The organism is Neobacillus sp. PVCKKU3 (genome assembly GCF_058323225.1).
This window is the reverse complement of sequence record NZ_JBLVQN010000018.1, coordinates 86,817-107,742: the sequence shown is the minus strand read 5'-3', so window position 1 is coordinate 107,742 and position 20,926 is coordinate 86,817. Positions and strand designations below refer to the sequence as shown.

General features: G+C 39.2%; 21 protein-coding genes. 8 read left to right on the top strand and 13 right to left on the bottom strand.

The window, feature by feature from the left end; all coding sequences use genetic code 11:
* Positions 1–12: 12 nt before the first annotated feature.
* The 7 genes from ACNQGS_RS14055 to ACNQGS_RS14025 form a co-directional block, all read right to left on the bottom strand.
* The gene (locus tag ACNQGS_RS14055; protein ID WP_491487854.1) at positions 13–831 is read right to left on the bottom strand and encodes a sugar phosphate isomerase/epimerase family protein; all 819 of its coding nucleotides are present in this window, start codon (positions 829–831) and stop codon (positions 13–15) included.
* A gap of 141 nt (positions 832–972) precedes the next feature.
* Positions 973–1,695, bottom strand: a complete 723-nt coding sequence (locus tag ACNQGS_RS14050) for a FadR/GntR family transcriptional regulator (RefSeq protein ID WP_491487853.1) — start codon at positions 1,693–1,695, stop codon at positions 973–975.
* A 23-nt stretch (positions 1,696–1,718) separates the two neighbouring features.
* Entirely contained in the window at positions 1,719–1,967 is a 249-nt protein-coding gene (locus ACNQGS_RS14045) for a hypothetical protein (RefSeq protein WP_491487852.1), read from the bottom strand.
* Complete coding sequence (locus tag ACNQGS_RS14040) at positions 1,954–3,408, bottom strand: sodium:solute symporter family protein (RefSeq protein ID WP_491487851.1); 1,455 nt, start codon at positions 3,406–3,408, stop codon at positions 1,954–1,956. Before ACNQGS_RS14040 ends, ACNQGS_RS14045 begins: the two co-directional genes overlap by 14 nt.
* 74 nt (positions 3,409–3,482) lie before the next feature.
* Positions 3,483–4,916 (bottom strand): dihydropyrimidinase, encoded by a 1,434-nt coding sequence (hydA, locus tag ACNQGS_RS14035; RefSeq protein WP_491487850.1) that lies wholly within the window; start codon positions 4,914–4,916, stop codon positions 3,483–3,485.
* A 417-nt stretch (positions 4,917–5,333) separates the two neighbouring features.
* Entirely contained in the window at positions 5,334–5,720 is a 387-nt protein-coding gene (locus ACNQGS_RS14030; RefSeq protein WP_491487849.1) for an SET domain-containing protein, read from the bottom strand.
* A gap of 441 nt (positions 5,721–6,161) precedes the next feature.
* A complete protein-coding gene (locus ACNQGS_RS14025; protein ID WP_491487848.1) occupies positions 6,162–7,451 on the bottom strand; it encodes a C40 family peptidase in 1,290 nt (429 codons plus the stop codon).
* A 678-nt stretch (positions 7,452–8,129) separates the two neighbouring features.
* Here ACNQGS_RS14025 and ACNQGS_RS14020 point away from each other — a divergent pair.
* The 4 genes from ACNQGS_RS14020 to ACNQGS_RS14005 all read left to right on the top strand — a co-directional run bounded on the left by ACNQGS_RS14020 (position 8,130) and on the right by ACNQGS_RS14005 (position 12,485).
* The gene (locus tag ACNQGS_RS14020) at positions 8,130–8,705 is read left to right on the top strand and encodes an NAD(P)H-dependent oxidoreductase (protein WP_491487847.1); all 576 of its coding nucleotides are present in this window, start codon (positions 8,130–8,132) and stop codon (positions 8,703–8,705) included.
* Between the two features lie 182 nt (positions 8,706–8,887).
* The gene (gene shc / locus ACNQGS_RS14015; RefSeq protein WP_491487846.1) at positions 8,888–10,759 is read left to right on the top strand and encodes a squalene--hopene cyclase; all 1,872 of its coding nucleotides are present in this window, start codon (positions 8,888–8,890) and stop codon (positions 10,757–10,759) included.
* 154 nt (positions 10,760–10,913) lie between these two features.
* The gene (locus ACNQGS_RS14010) at positions 10,914–11,459 is read left to right on the top strand and encodes an HXXEE domain-containing protein (protein ID WP_491487845.1); all 546 of its coding nucleotides are present in this window, start codon (positions 10,914–10,916) and stop codon (positions 11,457–11,459) included.
* Between the two features lie 120 nt (positions 11,460–11,579).
* Complete coding sequence (locus ACNQGS_RS14005) at positions 11,580–12,485, top strand: TIGR01777 family oxidoreductase (RefSeq protein WP_491487844.1); 906 nt, start codon at positions 11,580–11,582, stop codon at positions 12,483–12,485.
* Positions 12,486–12,595: 110 nt separating this feature from the next.
* Here ACNQGS_RS14005 and ACNQGS_RS14000 read toward each other — a convergent pair whose 3' ends face one another.
* Positions 12,596–13,012, bottom strand: a complete 417-nt coding sequence (locus ACNQGS_RS14000; protein ID WP_491487843.1) for a DUF1259 domain-containing protein — start codon at positions 13,010–13,012, stop codon at positions 12,596–12,598.
* 210 nt (positions 13,013–13,222) lie between these two features.
* Positions 13,223–13,969: a DUF4253 domain-containing protein gene (locus ACNQGS_RS13995; protein ID WP_491487842.1), complete on the bottom strand. Its 747-nt coding sequence runs from the start codon at positions 13,967–13,969 to the stop codon at positions 13,223–13,225.
* A gap of 212 nt (positions 13,970–14,181) precedes the next feature.
* Between ACNQGS_RS13995 and ACNQGS_RS13990 the strand changes: the two genes are divergently transcribed.
* Positions 14,182–14,574, top strand: coding sequence for a hypothetical protein (locus tag ACNQGS_RS13990; RefSeq protein ID WP_491487841.1), 393 nt, complete (start codon positions 14,182–14,184; stop codon positions 14,572–14,574).
* Between the two features lie 79 nt (positions 14,575–14,653).
* On the opposite strand, the gene ACNQGS_RS13985 is transcribed toward ACNQGS_RS13990, so the two are convergent.
* A complete protein-coding gene (locus ACNQGS_RS13985; protein WP_491487840.1) occupies positions 14,654–15,106 on the bottom strand; it encodes a rhodanese-like domain-containing protein in 453 nt (150 codons plus the stop codon).
* 317 nt (positions 15,107–15,423) lie between these two features.
* Between ACNQGS_RS13985 and ACNQGS_RS13980 the strand changes: the two genes are divergently transcribed.
* Together ACNQGS_RS13980 and ACNQGS_RS13975 are read left to right on the top strand one after the other, a co-directional pair.
* On the top strand, positions 15,424–16,014 hold the full coding sequence (locus ACNQGS_RS13980) for a molybdopterin-dependent oxidoreductase (protein WP_491487839.1): 591 nt from the start codon (positions 15,424–15,426) through the stop codon (positions 16,012–16,014).
* Positions 16,015–16,141: 127 nt separating this feature from the next.
* Complete coding sequence (locus ACNQGS_RS13975) at positions 16,142–16,417, top strand: hypothetical protein (protein WP_491487838.1); 276 nt, start codon at positions 16,142–16,144, stop codon at positions 16,415–16,417.
* 80 nt (positions 16,418–16,497) lie between these two features.
* Here ACNQGS_RS13975 and ACNQGS_RS13970 read toward each other — a convergent pair whose 3' ends face one another.
* On the bottom strand, positions 16,498–16,980 hold the full coding sequence (locus tag ACNQGS_RS13970; RefSeq protein ID WP_491487837.1) for a CBO0543 family protein: 483 nt from the start codon (positions 16,978–16,980) through the stop codon (positions 16,498–16,500).
* 521 nt (positions 16,981–17,501) lie between these two features.
* Here ACNQGS_RS13970 and ACNQGS_RS13965 point away from each other — a divergent pair.
* Positions 17,502–18,935 (top strand): purine-cytosine permease family protein, encoded by a 1,434-nt coding sequence (locus ACNQGS_RS13965; protein ID WP_491487836.1) that lies wholly within the window; start codon positions 17,502–17,504, stop codon positions 18,933–18,935.
* Between the two features lie 126 nt (positions 18,936–19,061).
* Here ACNQGS_RS13965 and ACNQGS_RS13960 read toward each other — a convergent pair whose 3' ends face one another.
* Positions 19,062–20,018, bottom strand: coding sequence for a TRM11 family SAM-dependent methyltransferase (locus tag ACNQGS_RS13960; RefSeq protein WP_491487835.1), 957 nt, complete (start codon positions 20,016–20,018; stop codon positions 19,062–19,064).
* Positions 20,019–20,090: 72 nt separating this feature from the next.
* Positions 20,091–20,447, bottom strand: coding sequence for a nucleotide excision repair endonuclease (locus tag ACNQGS_RS13955; RefSeq protein WP_491487834.1), 357 nt, complete (start codon positions 20,445–20,447; stop codon positions 20,091–20,093).
* Positions 20,448–20,926 lie beyond the last annotated feature (479 nt).

Genomic DNA, 20,926 nt, shown 5'->3' with positions numbered 1-20,926 from the left:
TACGATCCATTTTCATTTCTCAACTAGATTAAGCAATGCTGTTAAATCAGCTGAAGCCGATTCTATTAATCTCTCAGGGCAATGCTTATAGGAAGGCGGCGTAGAGATGAGATACCCTTCCATTTCAGCCCCCTGTAAGGCATTCATAATCCCCGGCCATTCCGCATCGCCGCTAAGGGGGGCGGTAAAATCGCCTGATTCATATCGATAATCCTTTACATGGACCGCCACGATTTGGTTCCTGAGCGCGTGGATAAAATGTTCCGGATGGCCTGTAACCATTGCATTTCCAGTATCAAAATAGGCTTTCACTGCGGGATGATTAATTTCCGTAAGAAACCGAGCAAATTCCAATGGACTAGGCAAGAACCTATTACATACATTTTCAACTGCAATGGTCACACCCGCTGCAGATGCGCTAGAGGCCAAATAAGCAAGTGATTCCTGTGCCCTTTCATAGGCCTGTTCATAGGTAGAATCCCGGCTGATGGTGCCAGGAACAATTTGAATGATCGAGGCTCCTAACTCAGCAGCTATTTCAATCATCTGAAAGGCAATTTCTTCTCCACGTTTCCGCAGGCCTGTGTTTTCTGATGACAGTGCGTATTGATTATGCAAGCCTGTTGACAATGTTGGCACTTCCAAACCAAGTCCTTTTACTTTTTCCGCTAATGCCTTCACTTCGGAAAGCGATGTACTTAAATCAAGATACCCTTCCCTCTCAAGCAGATTAAGTTCTATGCCTTCTAGCTCGTAAAAAGCAGCCCTCTCCAAAAACTGATCAATCGTCCATTTAGTAAGAAAAGGTATATCATGTATCCCTTTTTTCATCGTTATCCCCATTCCTTTCGCTTCGCTCAAGGCATAGAACATAATGAACCAAGTTTACCTTGAGCGATATTTTGGCAAATCTACTATCTAAGGGGAAACTTCGCTTCCACCACCTTGAAAAATTTAGAAAAACATTTGTATTCATAAGAGGTTTTTCTGCTGATTCTGCATAGCAATGGATTTGTTAGCGGTATATTCAAGATGCTCATACATAGCATGATAAGCTGCATCCGGATTCTGATCACGAATGGCATGATAGATTTTGATATGGTAGTTTGCTGATATTTCGTTTTCTCCTTCCTCCGTAAAGAGAATGCTTCTTGTTTTTCGAATTCCATGTTTCATCAATTCTTGTACGATCGTGATAAAACTATTAAGAGTAGGATTTTTGGCCGCCTTTAACACACTCTCATGGAAATTGATATCCGCTTGAATGACTTTTTCTAAATCACTGGTTTCCTTAATTTCGTAGGCATATGTTCCAATGGCCTCCAAATCTTCTTCAGTTCTTCTTAGGGCAGCCAGCCTGGCAATTCCGGATTCCAGCAATGTTCTTGTTTCAAAAAGGTTACTGTGACTATCGGTATCTTCCTGTAAAAACATCAGCAAAGGGGCAATGATCCCATTCATAGACGGCTTTTTAAGAAAGGTGCCTTCCCCCGGCTTTACGTACACCACGTCGAGTGCTTCTAAAATGCGCAATGCTTCCCGAACCGAGGTCCTGCTTACATTTAGCTGCTCCGCAAGTTTACGCTCAGGCAAAATTAAGTCACCTGGTTTTATTTTTTCTTCAGCAATTAACAAATGCAGTTGTTCAATGACAAGTTCATAGTTTCGTTTACTCTTTTCAACTGGCTTAAACAATTGGATCCCCCTTGCGTCTGGAATTAGTCTGCTATTTCAGGGTTGATTGATTGATTACTATTTTTCTTGCCTTTTAATTCACCAACGATGATTAGGACTGGTAAAACAAAGACGAATAACAAACAACCCCCAACTGCGTATACTAAAAATAAATATAAAAATTCAACTGGAATCACTAAGGAACTTCCCTCAGATGCTTTTGCGAACAAAAAGATCACGATATAGGCAATGACAGATATAATGGAACCAATGACTACTTTAGGCAACACCATCACCCTCCTCCTGAGACATTCCAGCCGTTAAAGATATATAATCAGTGTCTTTTTTCGTCAATAGTAAACTACCAACAACTAAGATCAGGAAGGAAGTAACGATTCCTGCAAAGTTTGTATAGATAGACTGATTGAAGCCAAAGTAAAGAACAATGACGGAAGTGATTCCTATAATCATCGACCAAAATGCCGCAGTAGGATGGGTCCTTTTCCAATATAACCCTAGAACAATCGTAAAGATGAATGGAATATTGACTGTTCCATTTAACACTAACAAGGCTAGCACTCCATCTCCAAAGTTAAGTGCTCCAATGATCCCAATCACACCCAGTGACACTTGGGTAGTCATACTTAATATAGAGGCTTTTTTAGCAGTCAGCCCTTTTTTGCTGTGCTTTTGATAGACATCAAATATAACGATAGAGGCTAAATTATTGATGGCTCCATCTGCGGTAGAAAAAACCAATGCAAGAGCACCAAGAAAGAATAGAACGGCTGCCCATTCCGGGAATAAATTTGCAACCAATGTCATCGCCGCATCCTGACCCTTGATTCCAGGGTATAATAAAAAGGCAACCATTCCCATAATGGCCGTACCAACAGCAAAGGGAGCCCATGCAAGCGGGAACAAACGAAACGCCCGAGTCACTACTTTGTCATTTTTACCAGAAAATGCAATTTGGTAGAGAATTGGAGAGCCAAAAACAAAACCAACACTCGCAATACAGAAGTCAAGCATTTCTGTTGGTCCCCATTTAACCGCGTTTAACATTTCACCACTATTGGTTGACACTTTATTGATTAATTCGGGCAGGGATAATGCGTTCACAGACAAGATAATCGCAACTGCAACGGCACCTCCGGCTAAAGCAAGCTGAAAAATCCGGCCATAGATTAAAGCGTCGAAACCACTTAAGGCTGTATAGATGATCATAACCCCACCGCCAATCATGATTGCGGTTGATAGGTCAATCCCCAGCAATGACTTAAGGACAATTCCCGTCGCTAAAACGATCGATATGATAAACAAGATATTAGAAATAAATAAGATCACTAGCGCAGCCAGCCTTGATTTTTCATCATATCTTTTCCCGATGATTTCAATAAAGGTAAGACCCTTAGGATGCAGTTCGCGAATTCTCGCTGGGATATTTAATGGCCAAGAAAATAGGAATAATGGAATGACTATTCCCATACCGTACCAGATGACTCCCGATATACCACTAGTAAACCCTGATTCAGCCGCCGCAATTAAGGTATAATTGGAACCCCAAATGGCTACTAGTGAGGCCATTAATGGACCTGTCGTATAGGAGCGATCCCCAATAAATTGTTCCTCAAGCGAGTTGTGTCCTGACTTCTGCTTTTTTATATAGTTATAAAAACCCCATCCGATCAACAACAGAAAGTATATGGTCACCAAAATGGCTGTTGTACTCAATTTATTTTCCCCCTTCTTCAATGCAGCAAGTTAATAGACCATCAAAGTCTGCCTTCCCCATATGAATAGCAATTTTATCTAATCGTTTCTGTAGCTTGGTCGTTCTTTGGTGAGTGGAAGAGGCTGTCTCGATTGTGCCGCCTGTTGCGGTGCAGATATTTTCCGCGGCCTGCATCGCCTATAAATTGTCCATCCTTCACAATCACTTCTCCACGAGATAGAACGTTTGTAATGATTCCTTGCACCTCCAATCCTTCGTAAGCATTGTAATCTACATTTTGATATTGGCTTGCCGAGGTAATGACTCTGGAACCATTAGGGTTCAAAATGACGAGATCGGCATCATACCCAATCGATATATCTCCTTTTTTAGGAATTCCAAATATCTTGGCAGGATTGGTACTGATGATTTCAACAAATTGATTTAATGAAATTCGTCCTTCGTGAACGCCGAAATGATAGAGGATGGAGAAAATATCCTCCAAACCAGGTAACCCATTTGGGATTTTTGAAAAATTGTCCTTGCCCATCGCTTTTTGATCATGAAACCGGAAAGGGCAATGATCAGAACCTGCAACGGAGATCATGCCAGTTTGCAACCCATTCCATAAAACATCTTGGTTCCACTTTTCTCTAAGTGGCGGGGAACATACATATTTTCCACCTTCAAAGTTGGGTTGGTCTAAATAACTAATATCAAGAACCAAATACTGTGGGCAGGTTTCAGCAAAGGCTTGCACACCACGTTTTTTCGCTTCCACTACTTTTTCCAAAGCCTCCGAACAGCTAACATGGACAATATAAATGGGGGCATTTGCCGCTTCCGCAATGGCCAAGGCTCTCCCTGTCGCCTCTGCCTCCATAATGGTTGGCCGAGTATATCCATGATAGATGGGATCTGTGTTTCCTTCCGCTAATGCCTGCGCAATCATTTCGTCAATAATATCTCCATTTTCAGCATGGACATTGGTGATGACTCCCAGCTCTCCTGCCTTTTTCATGATTTTGTACATTTCAAGATCATTGACCATCATTTCCCCTTTATAAGCCATAAAGAGCTTGATCGAACCAACACCGTAGGTTTCTGCTAAAATTGGCAATTCCTCTAGTACCCTATCGCTGTATTCGTTGATAATGGCATGGAGACCATAGTCGATGACCGATTTTTTCCCCTTTTCGATCCATTCCTTTTGAGTGGCTATCAGGGATGCCCCTTTTTTGGGTTTCGTAAAATTGATGATACTTGTAATTCCACCGACTGCAGCTGCTCTGGTTCCGCTTACAAAATCATCCGCAGTTTCTGTATCCATAAGCGGCCATTCCAGATGGGTATGTACATCAATTCCGCCCGGAAAAACATATTGTCCCTCCGCATCGATGATTTTGTCTGAAGGTTCTGGAGTAATGTCGCTTGAAATGGATGTAATGGAATCACCTTGAATCAAAATATCAGCTTTAAAGGTACTCCCAGAAGTTACGACCATCCCATTCTTAATAATTGTTTTCATCTAAACCCTTCTTTCTTTTGTGGTCTAACGGTATGGCGGTATGGCGGTATGGCGGTATGGCGGTATGGCGGTCTAACCAATACTAATCTTATGAATATTCCGTTAATTAAATGCCTCCTTTTATATAATTCAGTGCATTTTAGGTAAAAAGAGTGCCTAGCACCACCCGAGTTACATTATGATTAAGCATGTCATTCGGGGGAGGGTTCCTGTTTTTTGTAAAATACTGTCCCTTTGAATCCTTAAACAATTGGTCATTATAAACAAGACAGCCGCACTTCTTATTCCGTTCATGCGCCCGCTTCTTAAAAATGCTAACTACAGTAAAAAGTGCCAGGCACCATCCAGAAAATTGGGTGGTGCCTGGCACTTTTTATTCGTTATTTTTTATCATAAAACTTTGTCAAGCCTAGAGGTTCAGATGACGTCAAACCATAAGGACTCATCGTCATCAGGTTCTCCATTATAGTTTATTAGAATTTCTTCTCCAGCTTTTATGTCGATATGTGCATAAAAGTCAATTGTTCTATTTGCAAAGTTGAGTCCATATATGGCATTAGGCCTATAGGAGTGGTTAAATAAAGAACCATATCCTAACGCAAGTGCAACTTCATCATTATCTTGGTCCCACCAGAACACATAGTCCCTCATTATCGTCTTTGTTAAATATTTGTAATCCTTACCAGGAGATACAATAACTGGAGCTTCGTGTATCAGTTCACCATTATGAATATCACGGGTTGCAAATATCCCTCTGCCATATTTTGATTCCTTTACTTCAATCATTTTCTCTCTCACCGCCATTTTTTAAAAAATGAATATTATTTTATTAATTTATGCCAGTACGTTCCTATGTGATAAGTATTCCCTCTGGACAGTGCTGCCTAGAAACGATACAACTTCTTCCTAACATCTAAACTGATGAGCGAAATAAATCGACTGCATTGTAAAACTACTGAAAATAAAAAAAAGCTGCCCATTTGGACAGCCTAGAAAAATTTCATCAAGGGTGAGGGGAACACCCCTCTTCTCCTCCAAAGAGCCGATAGGCGACACCAACTTAGTAAAAGGAAAATCAAAAAAAGGGAAGCAGCTTGCGGCGATGCCTATGCCTAATGCCCTCAAATCCCACGGTAGTGGTCCACTCAGAATTCCCCCCCTTTCTCCCCTGGCCGCTAGGCCGGTTAATTTCACTTGATACAACAGAAATATCTCTGATTTATTAATCAGAGATACTATTAAAGTTTAGTAAGGAGTTTTTGCACCGAGATATCTAGTCTTCCAATAGGTAGATGTCATATCTGAGATTGTTACACCTGTTGAGGCTGCGCTGATAAATTTGTTGTTTCCTAAATAGATGCCAACATGGGATGGTCCGAGTTTATAGGTTTGAAAGAAAACAAGATCTCCTACGCTTGGCGAAGCCACTGGTGTTGCTGCATCCCATTGTGTTGCAGCAGTCCGTGGTAAGGAGATGCCGACTTTATTAAACACATATACCGTAAAGCCACTGCAATCGAAACCTGCTGGAGTGTTTCCTCCCCATTTATACGGCGAACCAAGATATTTCTTAGCCTCTTCTATCACTCCCTGAACGAGAGAAGCTGATGAAGTTGCAGGTTTTTGAGCTGCTTCAGTAGCAGGTGCTGGCTGTTGAACCGGTGCTGCTGGATTTGAATTCGTTGTTGAGTTTCCAGTTGTTGCTGTTGAACTAGATGCTGCCGGTGCTTTTTCTGTTGTTGCTGGTGCACTTGGTGTTACCGGTGCTTTTTCCTGCGTTGTTGGTGTACTGGATGCTGTCGGTGCTTGTCCGGTTGTTGCACCAGAAGTTACTGCAGAATTCTCTGCAGCTTCTGTATTAGAAGCTCCCTCTGCAGTATCAGTTACCGGTACCCTTGATGTTGTCAATACGCTTTGTGATGATCCTGCATTTGAAGTGCCTTGAGTGCTTGGTGTTGATCCAGCACTTGAAGCTGTTGCTATATTTTCAGTTGTAACTGTTTCTGATTTCGTCGCAACGGCAGGATTTTCCACACTACTAACCTTTAACGTCTGTCCAGCATAAATCGTGTCAGAGGATAACTGGTTCATTGCTTTAAGCTCGGACACTGATAGATTAAAACGAGCTCCAATGACTGAAAGAGACTCACCTTTTTGAACTTTATAAGAAGAATCATTTGAATTTGTTGCGACAATTTTTAATGTCTGTCCAATTCGAATAAAACTTGATGTCATGCCATTCAACCGTTTTAGTTCATCTATGGTTGTACCATTGTCCTTAGCAATTTGCCAAAGACTATCTCCTCGTTTGACAGTGTATGTAAGTGATAGTTTCTGATTGACATAGATGGTATCACTTGAAAGAGAATTCCATTCTTTTAATTGGTTAATAGATACATGATTGGAATTGGCAATTTTCCAAAGGCTGTCACCAGGACGAACCGTGTATGCGGGTTCCTGTGCACTTGCTGTGGCCCCAAAAGCAGTAAGGACGAGCCCAGCTGTTGCAGCTGCTGTTACTAGATTTTTCTTCACTGTATTACTTCCTACCTTTCATTATTTTGCTCCAATAAGACATAATAATGAAATAACCAACAAAAAAACATCCACCAAAAGTGGTAGTTCGTTGTTAATCTACTAATATGAATACAGAATTGGTAGAATCTATACTTTTTATTACAAATAGTATATTAATAACTATGCAGGAAGAATAATGTAACTGAGGAAATTCTATGTTCACACCCTGCCTTACGTAATATAATTGTAATCACTTTGTAATATTTAATTATATGACGAAGTGTGACATCAACCGTTTTCATCAAAGTGGGCTTGTTATTCCTAGGAAGGGATGACCGGTCTGGAAGGCTCTATTTTTTACCGAATTTATCCTTTTTAAAAGGCGCCTTCTTATTCAAGAAAAGCGCCCGATTGCTGAATATATAGGATATACTACGTTCCCAACCTCCTATTGTATTGCTCTTGTCATTTACCCTTGTTTATTTACAGTTTCAACTCTTTGTGGTCTTTAACATCTTCATTATCCTTTTTGAATTTTTCAACATGATTGTAAAGCCCTCTAATATCAATTTGTTCCAACGATCACTTTTCGAGCTATCCACAGGGAACTTAGCAATTTACTTAGAATATGATATGTCTAAAACCGTCAATATTGGCCTAGGGAAAATTCATTTTCCATTAATGGAGGGAACCCATATGACTACCTTAATTATTTATGCCCACTCAAATAAGGATAGCCTTAATCATGCGATATTAGAGAACGTCATGAAAGGGTTAAAGGAAGCCAAACGGAAATTTGAATTAATTGATTTATATGCGGAGAAATTTGATCCTGTTTTAGTCATCGATAATCAGCATAAACCAAGGGATTTAGTCCATGATCCATATACTGAAAAGTATCGAAAAAAGATTGAGCAGGCTGACCTGTTAATTTTCATTTACCCGATTTGGTGGTATGGTGTACCAGCCATTTTAAAAGGCTTTTTTGATCGCGTGTTTGTTTCCGGATTTGCGTATCAACACAAAGGAGCATTTCCGAAAGGGTTATTGAAGAATAAATCGGCATGGGTTATTTACACCATTGATGCCCCCTCTTTATTTATTCGATTGTTTAGAAAAAATGTCGAATGGATTGTAGTAAAAAATTACATTTTAAAGTTCTGCGGCATTAAAAATATTAAAAGAACTCGATTAACATATGTTAAACATTCTACCTACAAAACTCGGCAGAAATGGCTTCAAAAAATCTACCAGCACGCAAAAGTAATTTGAACATATGGGATTGCACGTCAAAAAAAAAGAAAATTTAAAAGGAGCGCGAAATAAAATTTGTGCTCCTTTTCTTATTATAATTGTGACTAATTGTTTGATTTTTTTACTCATTAAATAAATGCATATTCATATTGCTAGATGAATATGAATACATAATGAGTTTTTGAAAGAAGGTGGGTATCATGATGGATCGGGTAAATGCGGAAATCAACCTAATCACCGATCAACTCATTAAGGACCAATCAGCTGACGGGTCCTGGCAATATCCCTTCGAGACCGGAATCGCATCAGACTGCAGTATGATTATCCTATTACGGACATTGGAGATAAATGATGAGGAGTTCATAAAAGAATTGGTGAAACGTATCGCAGGAAAACAGCAGGAAGATGGGTCATGGAAGCTGTTTCATGACCAAGAAAAAGGAAGTCTGACAGCCACAGTTGAAGCTTATTATGCCCTTCTTTATTCTGGTTACCGCGATCGAAAAGACCCGGAGCTCCAGGCTGCAAGAAGGTTTATTATGGCCAACGGAGGGGCTACGGAAGTCCATATGTTTTTGAAAATCATGTTGGCCATAACAGGACAATGTGAGTGGCCGCACTTCCCCATTAATATTGAAGTGATGCTTTTACCAGACTCCTTTCCCATCAATTTCTTTGACCTCTCCGTGTACGGAAGAGCGAACATTATCCCTTTTTTGATTCTCGCCAATACGAATTTTCGTAAGAGAACGCCTCGATCGCCCAATCTCTCCGATTTGTTTCAAAAGAAAGCGATTCGTTTTTTTACAGAGGATCAAGCAGAAGAGGCCCGCTCGGTGATCAAATGGATTAAACAGGGGATTAAGGGTCTGAAATCCCATGTAAATCTTCGCGAATTGGCATTATATCGTGCCGAAAAATATATGCTGGACCGAATCGAACCGGACGGCACCTATTTAAATTATTTCAGCACTACTTCTCTCATGATTTATGCCTTACTGGCGAGGGGGTATTCGACTTCACATCCGGTGATTACTCGTGCCGTGCAAGGCTTAAAAGCGATGACCTGCCGTATTGACGGAGAACTTCATTGCCAATATACGACGGCTACGGTATGGAACACGACGTTAATTAGTTATGCTCTGCAAGAATCTGGTGTCCCCTATTCAGCGGATACCATCCAGAAGGCAAACCAATATATCCTCTCCCGTCAACATATCAAATACGGGGATTGGGTCATTCATGAACCGAACTTGCTGCCTGGAGCCTGGGGTTTTGCGGACTTGAATACCATCCATCCGGATATTGATGACACGACGGCAGCACTAAGAGCGATTCGAACTTTGGCTATCGAACAGGTAGATTGTCGACAGGCATGGGATCGCGGAATCAACTGGCTCATTTCCATACAAAACGATGACGGTGGCTGGGCAGCATTCGAAAAGAACGTGAACAAGAAAATATTGAACCTGTTACCGATTGAGGGCGGAAAAGATTTGTTGATTGATCCGTCGACGGTTGATTTAACAGGAAGGACATTGGAATTTTTCGGTAACTACACCCATTTGGATTTTCACCATCCCATGGTGAAACGTGGGATTCGTTGGCTGTTAAAGAAGCAAAATTCGGATGGTTCTTGGGTAGGGCGCTGGGGCGTCTATATTTATGGAACATGGGCGGCTGTAACGGGATTGGTTGCGGTTGGGGTTTCCCCTAATCATCCATCCATTCAGAAGGCTGTAAACTGGTTAAAATCCATTCAAAATCAAGACGGGGGTTGGGGAGAATCCTGTAAGAGTGATATCGATAACTGTTATGTGCCGCTCGGCGAAAGTACCCGCACACATACAGCATGGGCCCTTGACACCCTTATTTCAGCCGCGACTGTTGTTACACCTGAAATGGAACACGGTGCAGCTTTTTTAGTGGACGGAAAAGAAAAAGATTGGACAAAGACCTATCCAAAAGGAAGGGGAATGGCGGGATCCTTTTATCTCAATTATCATTGTTATGAATACGTTTTTCCATTACTGGCACTGGCACATTATAAAAAGCTGGCTGAAGGAAGTTAAAAAACAGGGCGAGTTGGCAGCTAGAGTTGCTAGATAGAGTGATAAACATATAGACTGGCATATTTTTATATCCTGTCCCATACAATGAACCAAACTACATCCATACAAAGTCTTGGTGGATTACAAATTATTTCCAACAAGCAGGAGGCAAAAGATGCTGGAAACTTTACTCCCATTTTTCGACCTTACTACCGTCATTTGGTTGTTCCCTATCATCTTTATTTTCCATGACCTAGAAGAGATCATAACCATTGAATCTTCCATGAGTAAATACAAATATAGTTCTCAAAAAACTCCATTCGTCGAACTAACATTAAAAATGAGGAGAAAACTAGGTTCGACCGCTGCCCAACTTTCTGTTTCGGCTACATGGATTTTGCTGATTATCACATTCACCACCTTGATGACTGCCCATTTCTCCGTAAACGGAGGGGGCTTTCTCTTATATACAGCAATTCTCAATTTATTTATCCTGCAGGCGACCATGCATATTGTTCAGTCCATCTTTTTTAGAGGCTATACACCTGGTATCATAACGGCGCTGTTCCTCCTCATCCCTTACTGTCTTATTGCCTATTACAGTTTGTTCGAGCGCGGCCTGATAGACTTGCATTTCATTTTCGCAAGTATTCCCGTCAGCCTATTAATGATCCATATTTTTCTTGTTGGCAATCTCTTAGGCCGTTATTTTATTCACTAACTGGTCCTCACTCACTTTTTTACTTGGTCAGCATTTCATTCTCGAATAAAATGGCTGCTTTTCCTCATTTAACCGATAAGTTAATCCATCATAAAAAGGTAGTGGCTGGAGGCGAGTAAATTGCATGTTGTCTTAACGGGAGGATCCGGGTTTATTGGTCAAGCCTTAACACACCTGTTGACTCAAAAAGGCCATCGGGTAACCATATTAACACGACGTCTTCCTGATACTAATAGAACAGATGAGTTCGTTCATTATGTGGAGTGGCTTTCTGAAGATCATCAGCCTGAAAACGAACTTCAGGATGTGGATGCAATCGTCAATTTAGCCGGGGAATCGATCAATGGCGGGCGATGGACCAAGGTTAAAAAGGAGGCTATTTTGAATAGCCGTCTCACCGCCACAAAAGAAGTCATTCGAATTCTAGGACAGCTTCATCCCAAGCCAAAAGTTCTCGTTAACGCCTCAGGTTTAAGTTACTACGGGATGTCAGACTTCAAGACGTTTAATGAGACCTCACAAAGTAATGCAAATGATTTTTTAGCAAAAGTTGTAAGGCTGTGGGAGAATGAAGGGGCTAAGGCCAAAGTATTTGGCATTCGAACGGTCTTCGCACGCTTCGGTATCATTCTTGGTCAAAAGGGTGCCTTACCACTAATGGTGCTACCGTATAAATTTGGTATTGGGGGGACAATCGGCAATGGAATGCAATGGATTTCCTGGGTTCACATTCGAGATGTAGTTGAGATGCTTTACTTCGCCATCATGAATCCCGAAATAGATGGACCGTTGAATGTGACCTCTCCTAATCCCATTCGCATGTCATCATTCGGAAGGGCAATTTCAGACGTCCTTCACCGCCCACATTGGCTCCGTGTGCCTGAATTTATTTTAAAAGTGGCACTGGGTGAAATGAGTCAGGTTGTATTAAAAGGGCGGCGAGTACTTCCTCAAAAAGCACTTTACCACCATTACTCCTTTCATTTTACAGATGTAAAAAGTGCACTTTCTGATCTTCTTGGTTAACGTTGCTTCTTGAAAGAGTGTGCCTGTCACCACCCGAATCTTGTCGAGGTGAATTCGACAAATTGCGGGTAGTATAGTGACAGCTGCACTTGCCTTTTACTAAGATGTTTTTATTCATCTTTTTCCTGTATGGGGAGGCTTGTTAATGTTGTAAATGCGTTTGCCACTTTTCTCGCGAACGAGAGAGGCGGTTCAACCGATTGAATATGAATATACATCAGATTTGGTTGGGCAAATATCCAGTGATTATGCAAGGCACTCACAATTAAGCCTTGCCCCACAACAGATCTTGTGAAGTTTGGGATTTCCTGTTCAAGTAAAGTGATCTCCCCAAGGTTTAGTGCATTGCCATTTACATCCAATGACTCAAATGAAATTCCAACTGGTATAACAGAATGACTTGGCCGCCCTTGGACATGAACATTAAAACTGCGCTTTAAGCTAACCGAACAGCCATTTTTCTCCATTTTAGCTTTTCCATTTAATATTTGGGCAAATTGGTCTCCCAACTGCTTCAAGTTATTCATTCATTAGCCCCCCTTTTCGCATCCTCCGAAAATAAGCCTATTTAGATTATATTCACGAGTGAAAAATATATTAAGAAAACTCGCCGATTGGCGAGCCCTTAAAGGGGGAGGCGGATAAGTAGTGCTCGCCTAAAAGCTCAGCTTTTAGGCTGTGCTGCAACTACTAACGAAGTAATTTTAAACCGTACGTCTAGTAGCTACTATTACTTTTTAATCCCACCAAAAATACCAATAAGAAGAATTAATAAGTGTTCCTGCGAGTGAATTTACTGTCCCTACACCTTGCCAAACTATATCACCACAAAATCCAAATTGTTCCCAAGCGAGTAATTCTGATTCTTCTTGAGTCTTTGGAGGATTCACAATATATAATTCCCATACATCTGGTGTTACTAAAGCGGGAGTAGCTCCATACTTTTCATACCAATATTTGAACACTGCAACTTGCTCTTCTGGCATTGGGCATTCATTAAACCCGCCCATTGGAACCCAAGCAGCTACTTCCCAAGGTTTATCCGTTGGTATCTTTGCGATAATGATTTTTTCATTAACTGCTTCTTCAATTGATAGAAAATGATTTGTCTGTTCCTCTATCGCAAACTCGCCAGTGATATCGTAGTCTTCATCCTCTTCCATAGGCATGACCTCGTCAAGCAGGCTCTTTAACAATTCCTTTACATCAATATCCTTCGCTTTAGCTAAAATTGATTCCCGATTATCGTTTAAGTATTCTTTATCCGACTCGGCTTCAATGACTTCTAACATCATTTCCGAAGGGATAATGATAAGTGGTGTATATCCTTCTTTTTTGCCTTCCATGAGAACTTGATGATACCTGGTCATGACACCTTTAACATTTTTCTCCTCAATAATCATGCAGTCACAATCCAATATAGCAATTATTTCTTTTATATAATCTTTCTTTTCCTTTTTTTTGAATTTATCAAATATACCCACGTTCTTCATCTCCTACAGGTAATGTTGTTGGTCATATTTATAAATTCAATTAAATTTATATTTTTCCTCTTAGAACCCCGCTTGGTAAAACAACAAAAGCTCCTTTCCGTATAAAAAAACTCTTTGGGAGATCCTCGAAATAGCCCAAATTCCCCAAGTTTTTGAGTTAAAATAATTTTGGTTTGTGAATAGTCTTTAAGTGGGGGGTGCTGGTGATTAAAATTTCAATGCACATCAGCAGATTATTTTTAGGGGTCGTTTTCTTGATTGCAGGTATAAACGGATTTTTTGTAATCTTTGGATTAGAACCATTTATAGCAACTAGTTCAGCAGCAATGGCATTATTCGAATTTAAATACCTCTTAATCGCAGAAAAAACTTTAGAAGTTATATGTGGAATATTACTTATAATCAATCAATTTATCCCATTAGCCATTGCAATATTATCGCCAATTGTAGCCAATATTTTCTTGCTCCATTTGTTCCTAGACCATTCTTTACTGCCTTTAGCGATAATGCTTGTCCTCACTTTCGGATTTTTGTTGTTCTATTATAGAAATAACTTTATGAGTTTACTAGAGAGAAAACCGAACTCGCCTCATTAAATACCCATTATTTTAATTCAAATTTTCTTGCTAAATGTGTTAGTTAAAGTTTGATCGCAGCAGCGGTCTTTTTTTCTTGTTAAAATGGATTGATTGGGACAATTAGATAAGGGTTGAGAGAGGATTTTAAGAATCCGATTATCGACCTAGTTTTTATGTTGAATAATTTACACACCATAGACTTCCTCACAGTAATCGCCAATATTTGTGGCGGAACGGTCATAGGATGGGGAGCTTCGGGATCTGATAATTCATGCATTAAATCCGCAAAAACCGTCCCGGGAATATGACCTTGATTATACGCATCTCTCCCCGACCACTTGCCTACCTCTTCCTCTTCACTATCTGCGATTTTTAAAAATGTAGTGGCGTCTACTATCCTTAAATTTGGATCTTCCAACCGCTCCGCTAACCATTCTGTATTCACGATCAATGGATGTTTACCCGTTTTCCCTGTTATTTGTAGGGCTGCTACTTGTTCGATGAGATTTTGAAGACTTTGCCCCTCATAAATGGCAGCAAGTCTTTCCATAATAAAAGGACTCCGACTTGGATCAATTTTCACATGGCTTTCCAAGAGCACCGCCTGTTTTTGGTGTTTAGTTTAATTTGTGAAGGATTAAACGAACTGGTACTTAAGTTTAGATGGGATGGCTACGGCTATCCCGTTTTCTTATTGTGCTAACGCTCCCATAGTCAAATAGGAAATTTATAGGAATATAATGGTCCCAAGTTTTAGGTAAACCCCAAGTAATGGATTTGGCTACGATTTGCTTTCATTATTTTGAAGCACACTATACTAAGCACAGTGATTTAATTAACGTTTAAGAAGAAAAAGGGATGGTGTAAATGATAAAGCAGCTTCCACCTGGCCAATTCGAAACAGAAAAATGGCCAATACTGCACACAGGGGATGTTCCCGAGTTTAATGAAATCACATGGAATTTCAGACTTTTTGGTGAGGTGAAGGAAGAAAAGTCCTTATCCTATAAGGAAATCATGGAACTTCCAAAGACCATATCAAGCGTTAACATGCATTGTGTTACCACCTGGTCTAAGTTTGATACCACTTTTGAAGGAATTGCACTTAGAGAGTTATTGAAATTTGTTGAAATTAATGAAGGTGTAAAATACATTAAAATTTACGGTTACTACAATGGGGACAGATTTGGTTATTCTGCAAACCTGCCGCTAGAGCCTTTATTAGGGGACGATTCTTTGTTTGTATACCGTTGGAAGGATAAAAGTCATGATTGGCAAGATATTGATTCAAAACATGGTTATCCACTAAGGTTTATTCCACCAGAAGTATTTTATTTATGGAAAGGTTCAAAGTGGGTTTCGGGGATTGAGTTTATGAAAGAAGACGAAGCTGGTTTTTGGGAAGAGCTTGGCTATTCGATGACAGCAAATCCATTTAAAGAAGAGCGGTACCGTTAACACAGATACGTCTAGGAAGCAAAAAGGAGGGTGAGAAGTACTTAAAATTTTGATACTTTGCTTCCAATAAAAAAGAAAGGCTATTTTCTTTAACGGGGCAGGTTAATGGTAGACGGAGGATTTGAAAATGAAATTTACTATTCGTATTTTCTTTAGCGAAAACTTCAATAATTCAATATTTGAAAGAGAGCTAAAAAAATCCTTAGAGGAAATTAGTGTATCTATTACAAGTATTAATTTTAATCAATTTGAAGAAAATTACATACATAATAAAAGGAATATTATTGAGATAAATGTTGAAGTTAAAGGGAATTTTATCGATTACAGAACCGTTTTTGGTTGTGTATTTTCAGTATTAGATGAACTTTCTTTAAATTTATCTGGATTAGATATAAATGAATAATAGGCTTCTTTTATTGCACTTGACTGATATCGTGCACCTAACTTAATACAAGGGGCAGTCGGGCAGTCTAACTGCCCTTTTTATTCATGAAACTTAGTTTTAAAAAACCAGTTGTGAAAAGCTTGTGTTAAGTAATCAGTTATCCAAATTGTTATAAAACTCCAATACCAAGTCCATTTTTTATATTTAATTAATTTTGTATATTTCACTGCAATTATTTCAAAGATGACTATTACAGAAGTACTAATAAAGCAATGCAGGATTTTTAAAAGGTTAGATTTATTTTTTGGATAGTACAAACTAAATAAAGCGCACAGTCCAGGATATATAAAGTATTCAAATGAAAAAGATGCTTTATTTGCTTTTATGAAAAATAAGCGATATGGATAGGAAATTAAGTTTTTTTCTGCCACTAGTAATCCAAAAATCCATGTTAGTACTTGTTTAAATAAAAATACAACTAGTGATTCACGAATTTTATTTTTTGGTGTCAATATTATTAATAATAATGACACAATTATCCAGGATGAAATTTCGATAGTTTTCTCTGCTTTGTATTTCATTAATTATCCTCCTTAATAAATAGTTTTTACTTTTAGAATTGATTAATTCAATTATTGATGGACGGCATTGTTACACTTCTCTTTTTAGGGTTTGGTGAGAAAAACGGATAGGGTGGTTTTAATAGAAAGGTGAATATTTTGTGACAATACCTTCTTAACGGAGCACAAAATGGGCACCCAAAATCGAGGCTTTATGACTATTGCATTTTTATTCAGAGGAACGTATGAGTCTAACGTATTAACTTGAGGTAAAACCCTTATTTTCAAAGGACTTATTAAGTCCTTTTCCCCCTTTACACTTGATTATGTAAACTGATTGTGTATATAATATTATTGTTGCAGACAAACGCAGTCTGCGAAATCGGATATATTTACTTTTTCTAAAATAAAAATTTGCTCAAAAAAACACATTCTATTACCCTCTAAAACAAGCATTCAATCTTGTAGGGGTCTAGATTGAATGTGAAAATAAAATGCTAGAAGGAGGTAGGATGTTAGGAGCATCATGAAAGGATGATTGCATGAGTGTAGATCAAACTAAAGGTCTCCAAGAAGAAGAAAAAGACGATTATTCATTTGATAAGGTTCCGGCAGGAAAACGGAATATGGGTTGGTTTAGCGTAACCAACATAACGTTTGGTATTGCCACTGCGATTTTTTATTTTCAAACAGGCAGTGTTATGGCCCTTCAGTATGGTGCAATGAATGCTATTATTTCAGCGATTTATGCCATCGTAATTGCTGGGGTCTTAGGTACAGTGATTGCCTATTTATCCGCGAAGTCAGGAATGAATGTAAACCTCATGTCTAGGCAAGGGTTTGGGTACATTGGTGCTTCGTTAACTTCATTGATATACGCATCAAATTTCATTATGTATTGCGCCTTTGAAGGTATGATTCTCGTTTCCGCAGTACATGCATTTTTCCCCGCTATTCCACTATGGCTTTTAATTATCGTTTTTGGATCCATTGTCATCCCGCTAAATTGGTTTGGTATTAAACAATTAGATAAATTACAAAAATGGTCATTACCGATCTTCTTTCTATTTTTAATTGCCATCATCATTGTTGCAGCCAATTTACCGTCTCAATTTGATGGTCACTTTTGGACCTATTTGCCAAAAGGGTTACAGATAGGTGGAACAGGTTTACTTCTATGTATCGGGATGCAGCACGGGATTATGGGATTAACCGCCTTAATTGCGTCAGATTATGCGCGGTTCCTTAAACCAAAAGATATTAAACTTGGATCCATTATGATTGGATTTATTCCGCAAATTTTCTGTTTTGGTGTCATGGGCTTACTTGGAATATGGTTTGGTGTCCGGTTAGCTGAATCGAATCCAGGAGTTTATATTGTCACCATTCTTGGACTAGGTGGAGTCGCTTTTACGTTATTAACACAATTACGTATTAACGTTACAAATATTTATAGTGCTTCCCTGTCATTGTCCAATTTTTTCGAGAATGTATTCCATTTCAAACCTAATCGTCACTTTTGGGTTGTTGTCTCAGCCATCGTATCGATTGCGCTCATGCTTGGCGGTATATTAGATTATTTAGGTAGTGCCATGACATTCCAAGGAGTTCTCTTAATGGCCTGGGCTGCTATTTTAGTTACAGATGCATTAGTCGTGAAGAAGTTGTTGAAAATTGGACCGAAAGAATATGAAGCGAGACAGGAAAAATTATATAAATGGAATCCAGTTGGGGTTGCACCATTAATTATCTCAAGTGTTTTTGGAACGATTGCTGCATTAGGGTACATGGGAACGTTCCTACAAAATACAGCCACTTTCTTTGCAGCCATACTTGCGTCATTCCTCACTGTTGCAATAGCTGTGTATACGAAGGGGAAATACTACAGTAAAGAGTCTGGGGAAGTAAAGGTAAAACGTAAAAAAGAAAAAGAGAGAAAACAGCCAACATTCACACAAGAAATACCAGTTGATTAAAAAAGTGCCCACCACCCGAATCTTGTCGAGGAGAATTTGACAAAATTGCGGGTAGTGACAGGCACTTGCCTAAAAAAACAGGTTGTCCTCACATTTGGGGCAACCATTTTATAAATGATTAAAGACTTATTTACAAACAATTACTTCACGAGTAAATGAACCTTTTTTAACAACAGCGCGGTCAATCATGTCAAATCCCGCATTTATGAGGATTTCATCGATTAATTCAACCGTAACGAGTACGACCCTCTTAGCAATCCTACGCGCACTTTGAAGCATTTCGAGCTGCTCTTCAGGAGAGATAACAGAACACAAATTGTAAGGTAAATCGATAATCGCTACATCATATTGTTTTGTGACATTGCGGATATCTGCCAATTTCACTTCTCCAGAAAGCCCAAAATGTGCGATATTCTCTCTAGCTCCACCAAGAATAAGAGGATTTCGATCGCTCCCAACTATATCAATCCCCATCGATAAGGCCTCTACTAGTACGGTCCCAATCCCACAGCAAGGGTCAATGGCCTTGATTCCACTTGGGTCTGGAATGGCAATATTCACAATCGCTCTTGCCACACGTGTGTTAAGCGCGGTGGAATAACTATGCGGTTTCTGTTGATGCCGAAACCAAACAGACTCACTTTTCATATAATCCCCGAATACCCATCTTCCGTTTATATTCATAACGCCAAATATTCTCTTCGGATGATGAAGATCAGCCTCACCATTAATATGTAATCCGATTTCCTTCTCAATGGCCCGGCGGTATTCCATGCCTTTCTCTACATTTTTTACCTGCCCGCCATTTTTTACATAATACACTTTAAACGTTTCCCCAGTTACTTTCAGGGCTGCTACTTGTTCGATGAGCTGTTGAAGACTTTGCCCCTCATAAATGACAGCAAGTCGTTCCTTAATAAACGGACTCCGACTTGGGTCCATTTTCACATGGCTTTCCAAGATGTTTGTTTGTGACTCCTCCCCAAATAAGGAGCGCATTTCCAAAGCACACAATGAACGTTCATCCTCATAACAGGCGTAAGTATATATATAGGTCGTTAGTTTTTCGTGTTTACAATCCAATTGTTCACATCCTTCGATTTCTCAAATAATAAAAGGCAATAGGTATGACCTATCGCCTCTCTTGATATAGTTTTACCTAAAAAACACCTTGTCTATATTGTACTTCGACTTGAGTTCATTAATAATATACGTTTCGTATATTTCTCTATGGACAGGTTCTTCAATCACACAAACTTCAATTTTAGTGACTTCATCTCTATGCATTTTGATTGGGGATACATTATCCTCAAAATGCCTTTTAATTCTTGGTCTCAACTTCCTTGCTTTACCAACGAATAATAACTCTTGGTTACTATTATAGAACATAAAAATACCACCCTTATCTCTAGGGATAAGATGAAAATCAGTAAACCCATAAATATTACTTAACTCAGGATTATTCTGTTTGGTAATGGTAACACTTGGTTTTGGAATGGTTATATTTATCACTACATTCACTTCCTCTTTTAATATCTCTTAAGATTATCATAACCGGAATTAAATTACCTTATTTACTATGGTACGGTTCATCGTGATGTATCAAAATGGGGTTCTCTTGTATTTCAAAAACACTTCTCTTTAAATAAGAATTGTTGTCCTTAATTAAGCAACCAGCGAAAGTAAAATAAGCGAAGTTTTTTCCGTTAGATGAAGCCGTGACAGGCACTTGCCTTAGAATACCTCTAAACACCCTTCCGTTTCCAGGTTACAATTTTTCACTTTGATTTCGTAATTTTAATAGCACCTGCGTTTTCAGCAGAAAAATCAGGTTAATATCGCCAAAAATTTTATAAAATGGTATAAATATGAAGCAATTCTTTTTTCTATTAAAATCTTAAACCTGATGGAAATATGCGAATTAAATTTAGCGGCAACGCAACACAAAGAATACTATAAAAACAATGCAATGGTTGTATGTTGTAATATTC

Coding starts and splice junctions, on each gene's coding strand:
- ACNQGS_RS14030 (WP_491487849.1), bottom strand. CDS start 5,720: ATGGCGGTGAGAGAGAAAATGATTGAAGTAAAGGAATCAAAATATGGC.
- ACNQGS_RS14000 (WP_491487843.1), bottom strand. CDS start 13,012: ATGAATAACTTGAAGCAGTTGGGAGACCAATTTGCCCAAATATTAAAT.
- ACNQGS_RS13985 (WP_491487840.1), bottom strand. CDS start 15,106: ATGGAAAGACTTGCTGCCATTTATGAGGGGCAAAGTCTTCAAAATCTC.
- ACNQGS_RS13965 (WP_491487836.1), top strand. CDS start 17,502: ATGAGTGTAGATCAAACTAAAGGTCTCCAAGAAGAAGAAAAAGACGAT.
- ACNQGS_RS14055 (WP_491487854.1), bottom strand. CDS start 831: ATGAAAAAAGGGATACATGATATACCTTTTCTTACTAAATGGACGATT.
- ACNQGS_RS14045 (WP_491487852.1), bottom strand. CDS start 1,967: ATGGTGTTGCCTAAAGTAGTCATTGGTTCCATTATATCTGTCATTGCC.
- hydA (WP_491487850.1), bottom strand. CDS start 4,916: ATGAAAACAATTATTAAGAATGGGATGGTCGTAACTTCTGGGAGTACC.
- ACNQGS_RS14010 (WP_491487845.1), top strand. CDS start 10,914: ATGCTGGAAACTTTACTCCCATTTTTCGACCTTACTACCGTCATTTGG.
- shc (WP_491487846.1), top strand. CDS start 8,888: ATGATGGATCGGGTAAATGCGGAAATCAACCTAATCACCGATCAACTC.
- ACNQGS_RS13970 (WP_491487837.1), bottom strand. CDS start 16,980: ATGAAATACAAAGCAGAGAAAACTATCGAAATTTCATCCTGGATAATT.
- ACNQGS_RS13980 (WP_491487839.1), top strand. CDS start 15,424: ATGATAAAGCAGCTTCCACCTGGCCAATTCGAAACAGAAAAATGGCCA.
- ACNQGS_RS13975 (WP_491487838.1), top strand. CDS start 16,142: ATGAAATTTACTATTCGTATTTTCTTTAGCGAAAACTTCAATAATTCA.
- ACNQGS_RS14020 (WP_491487847.1), top strand. CDS start 8,130: ATGACTACCTTAATTATTTATGCCCACTCAAATAAGGATAGCCTTAAT.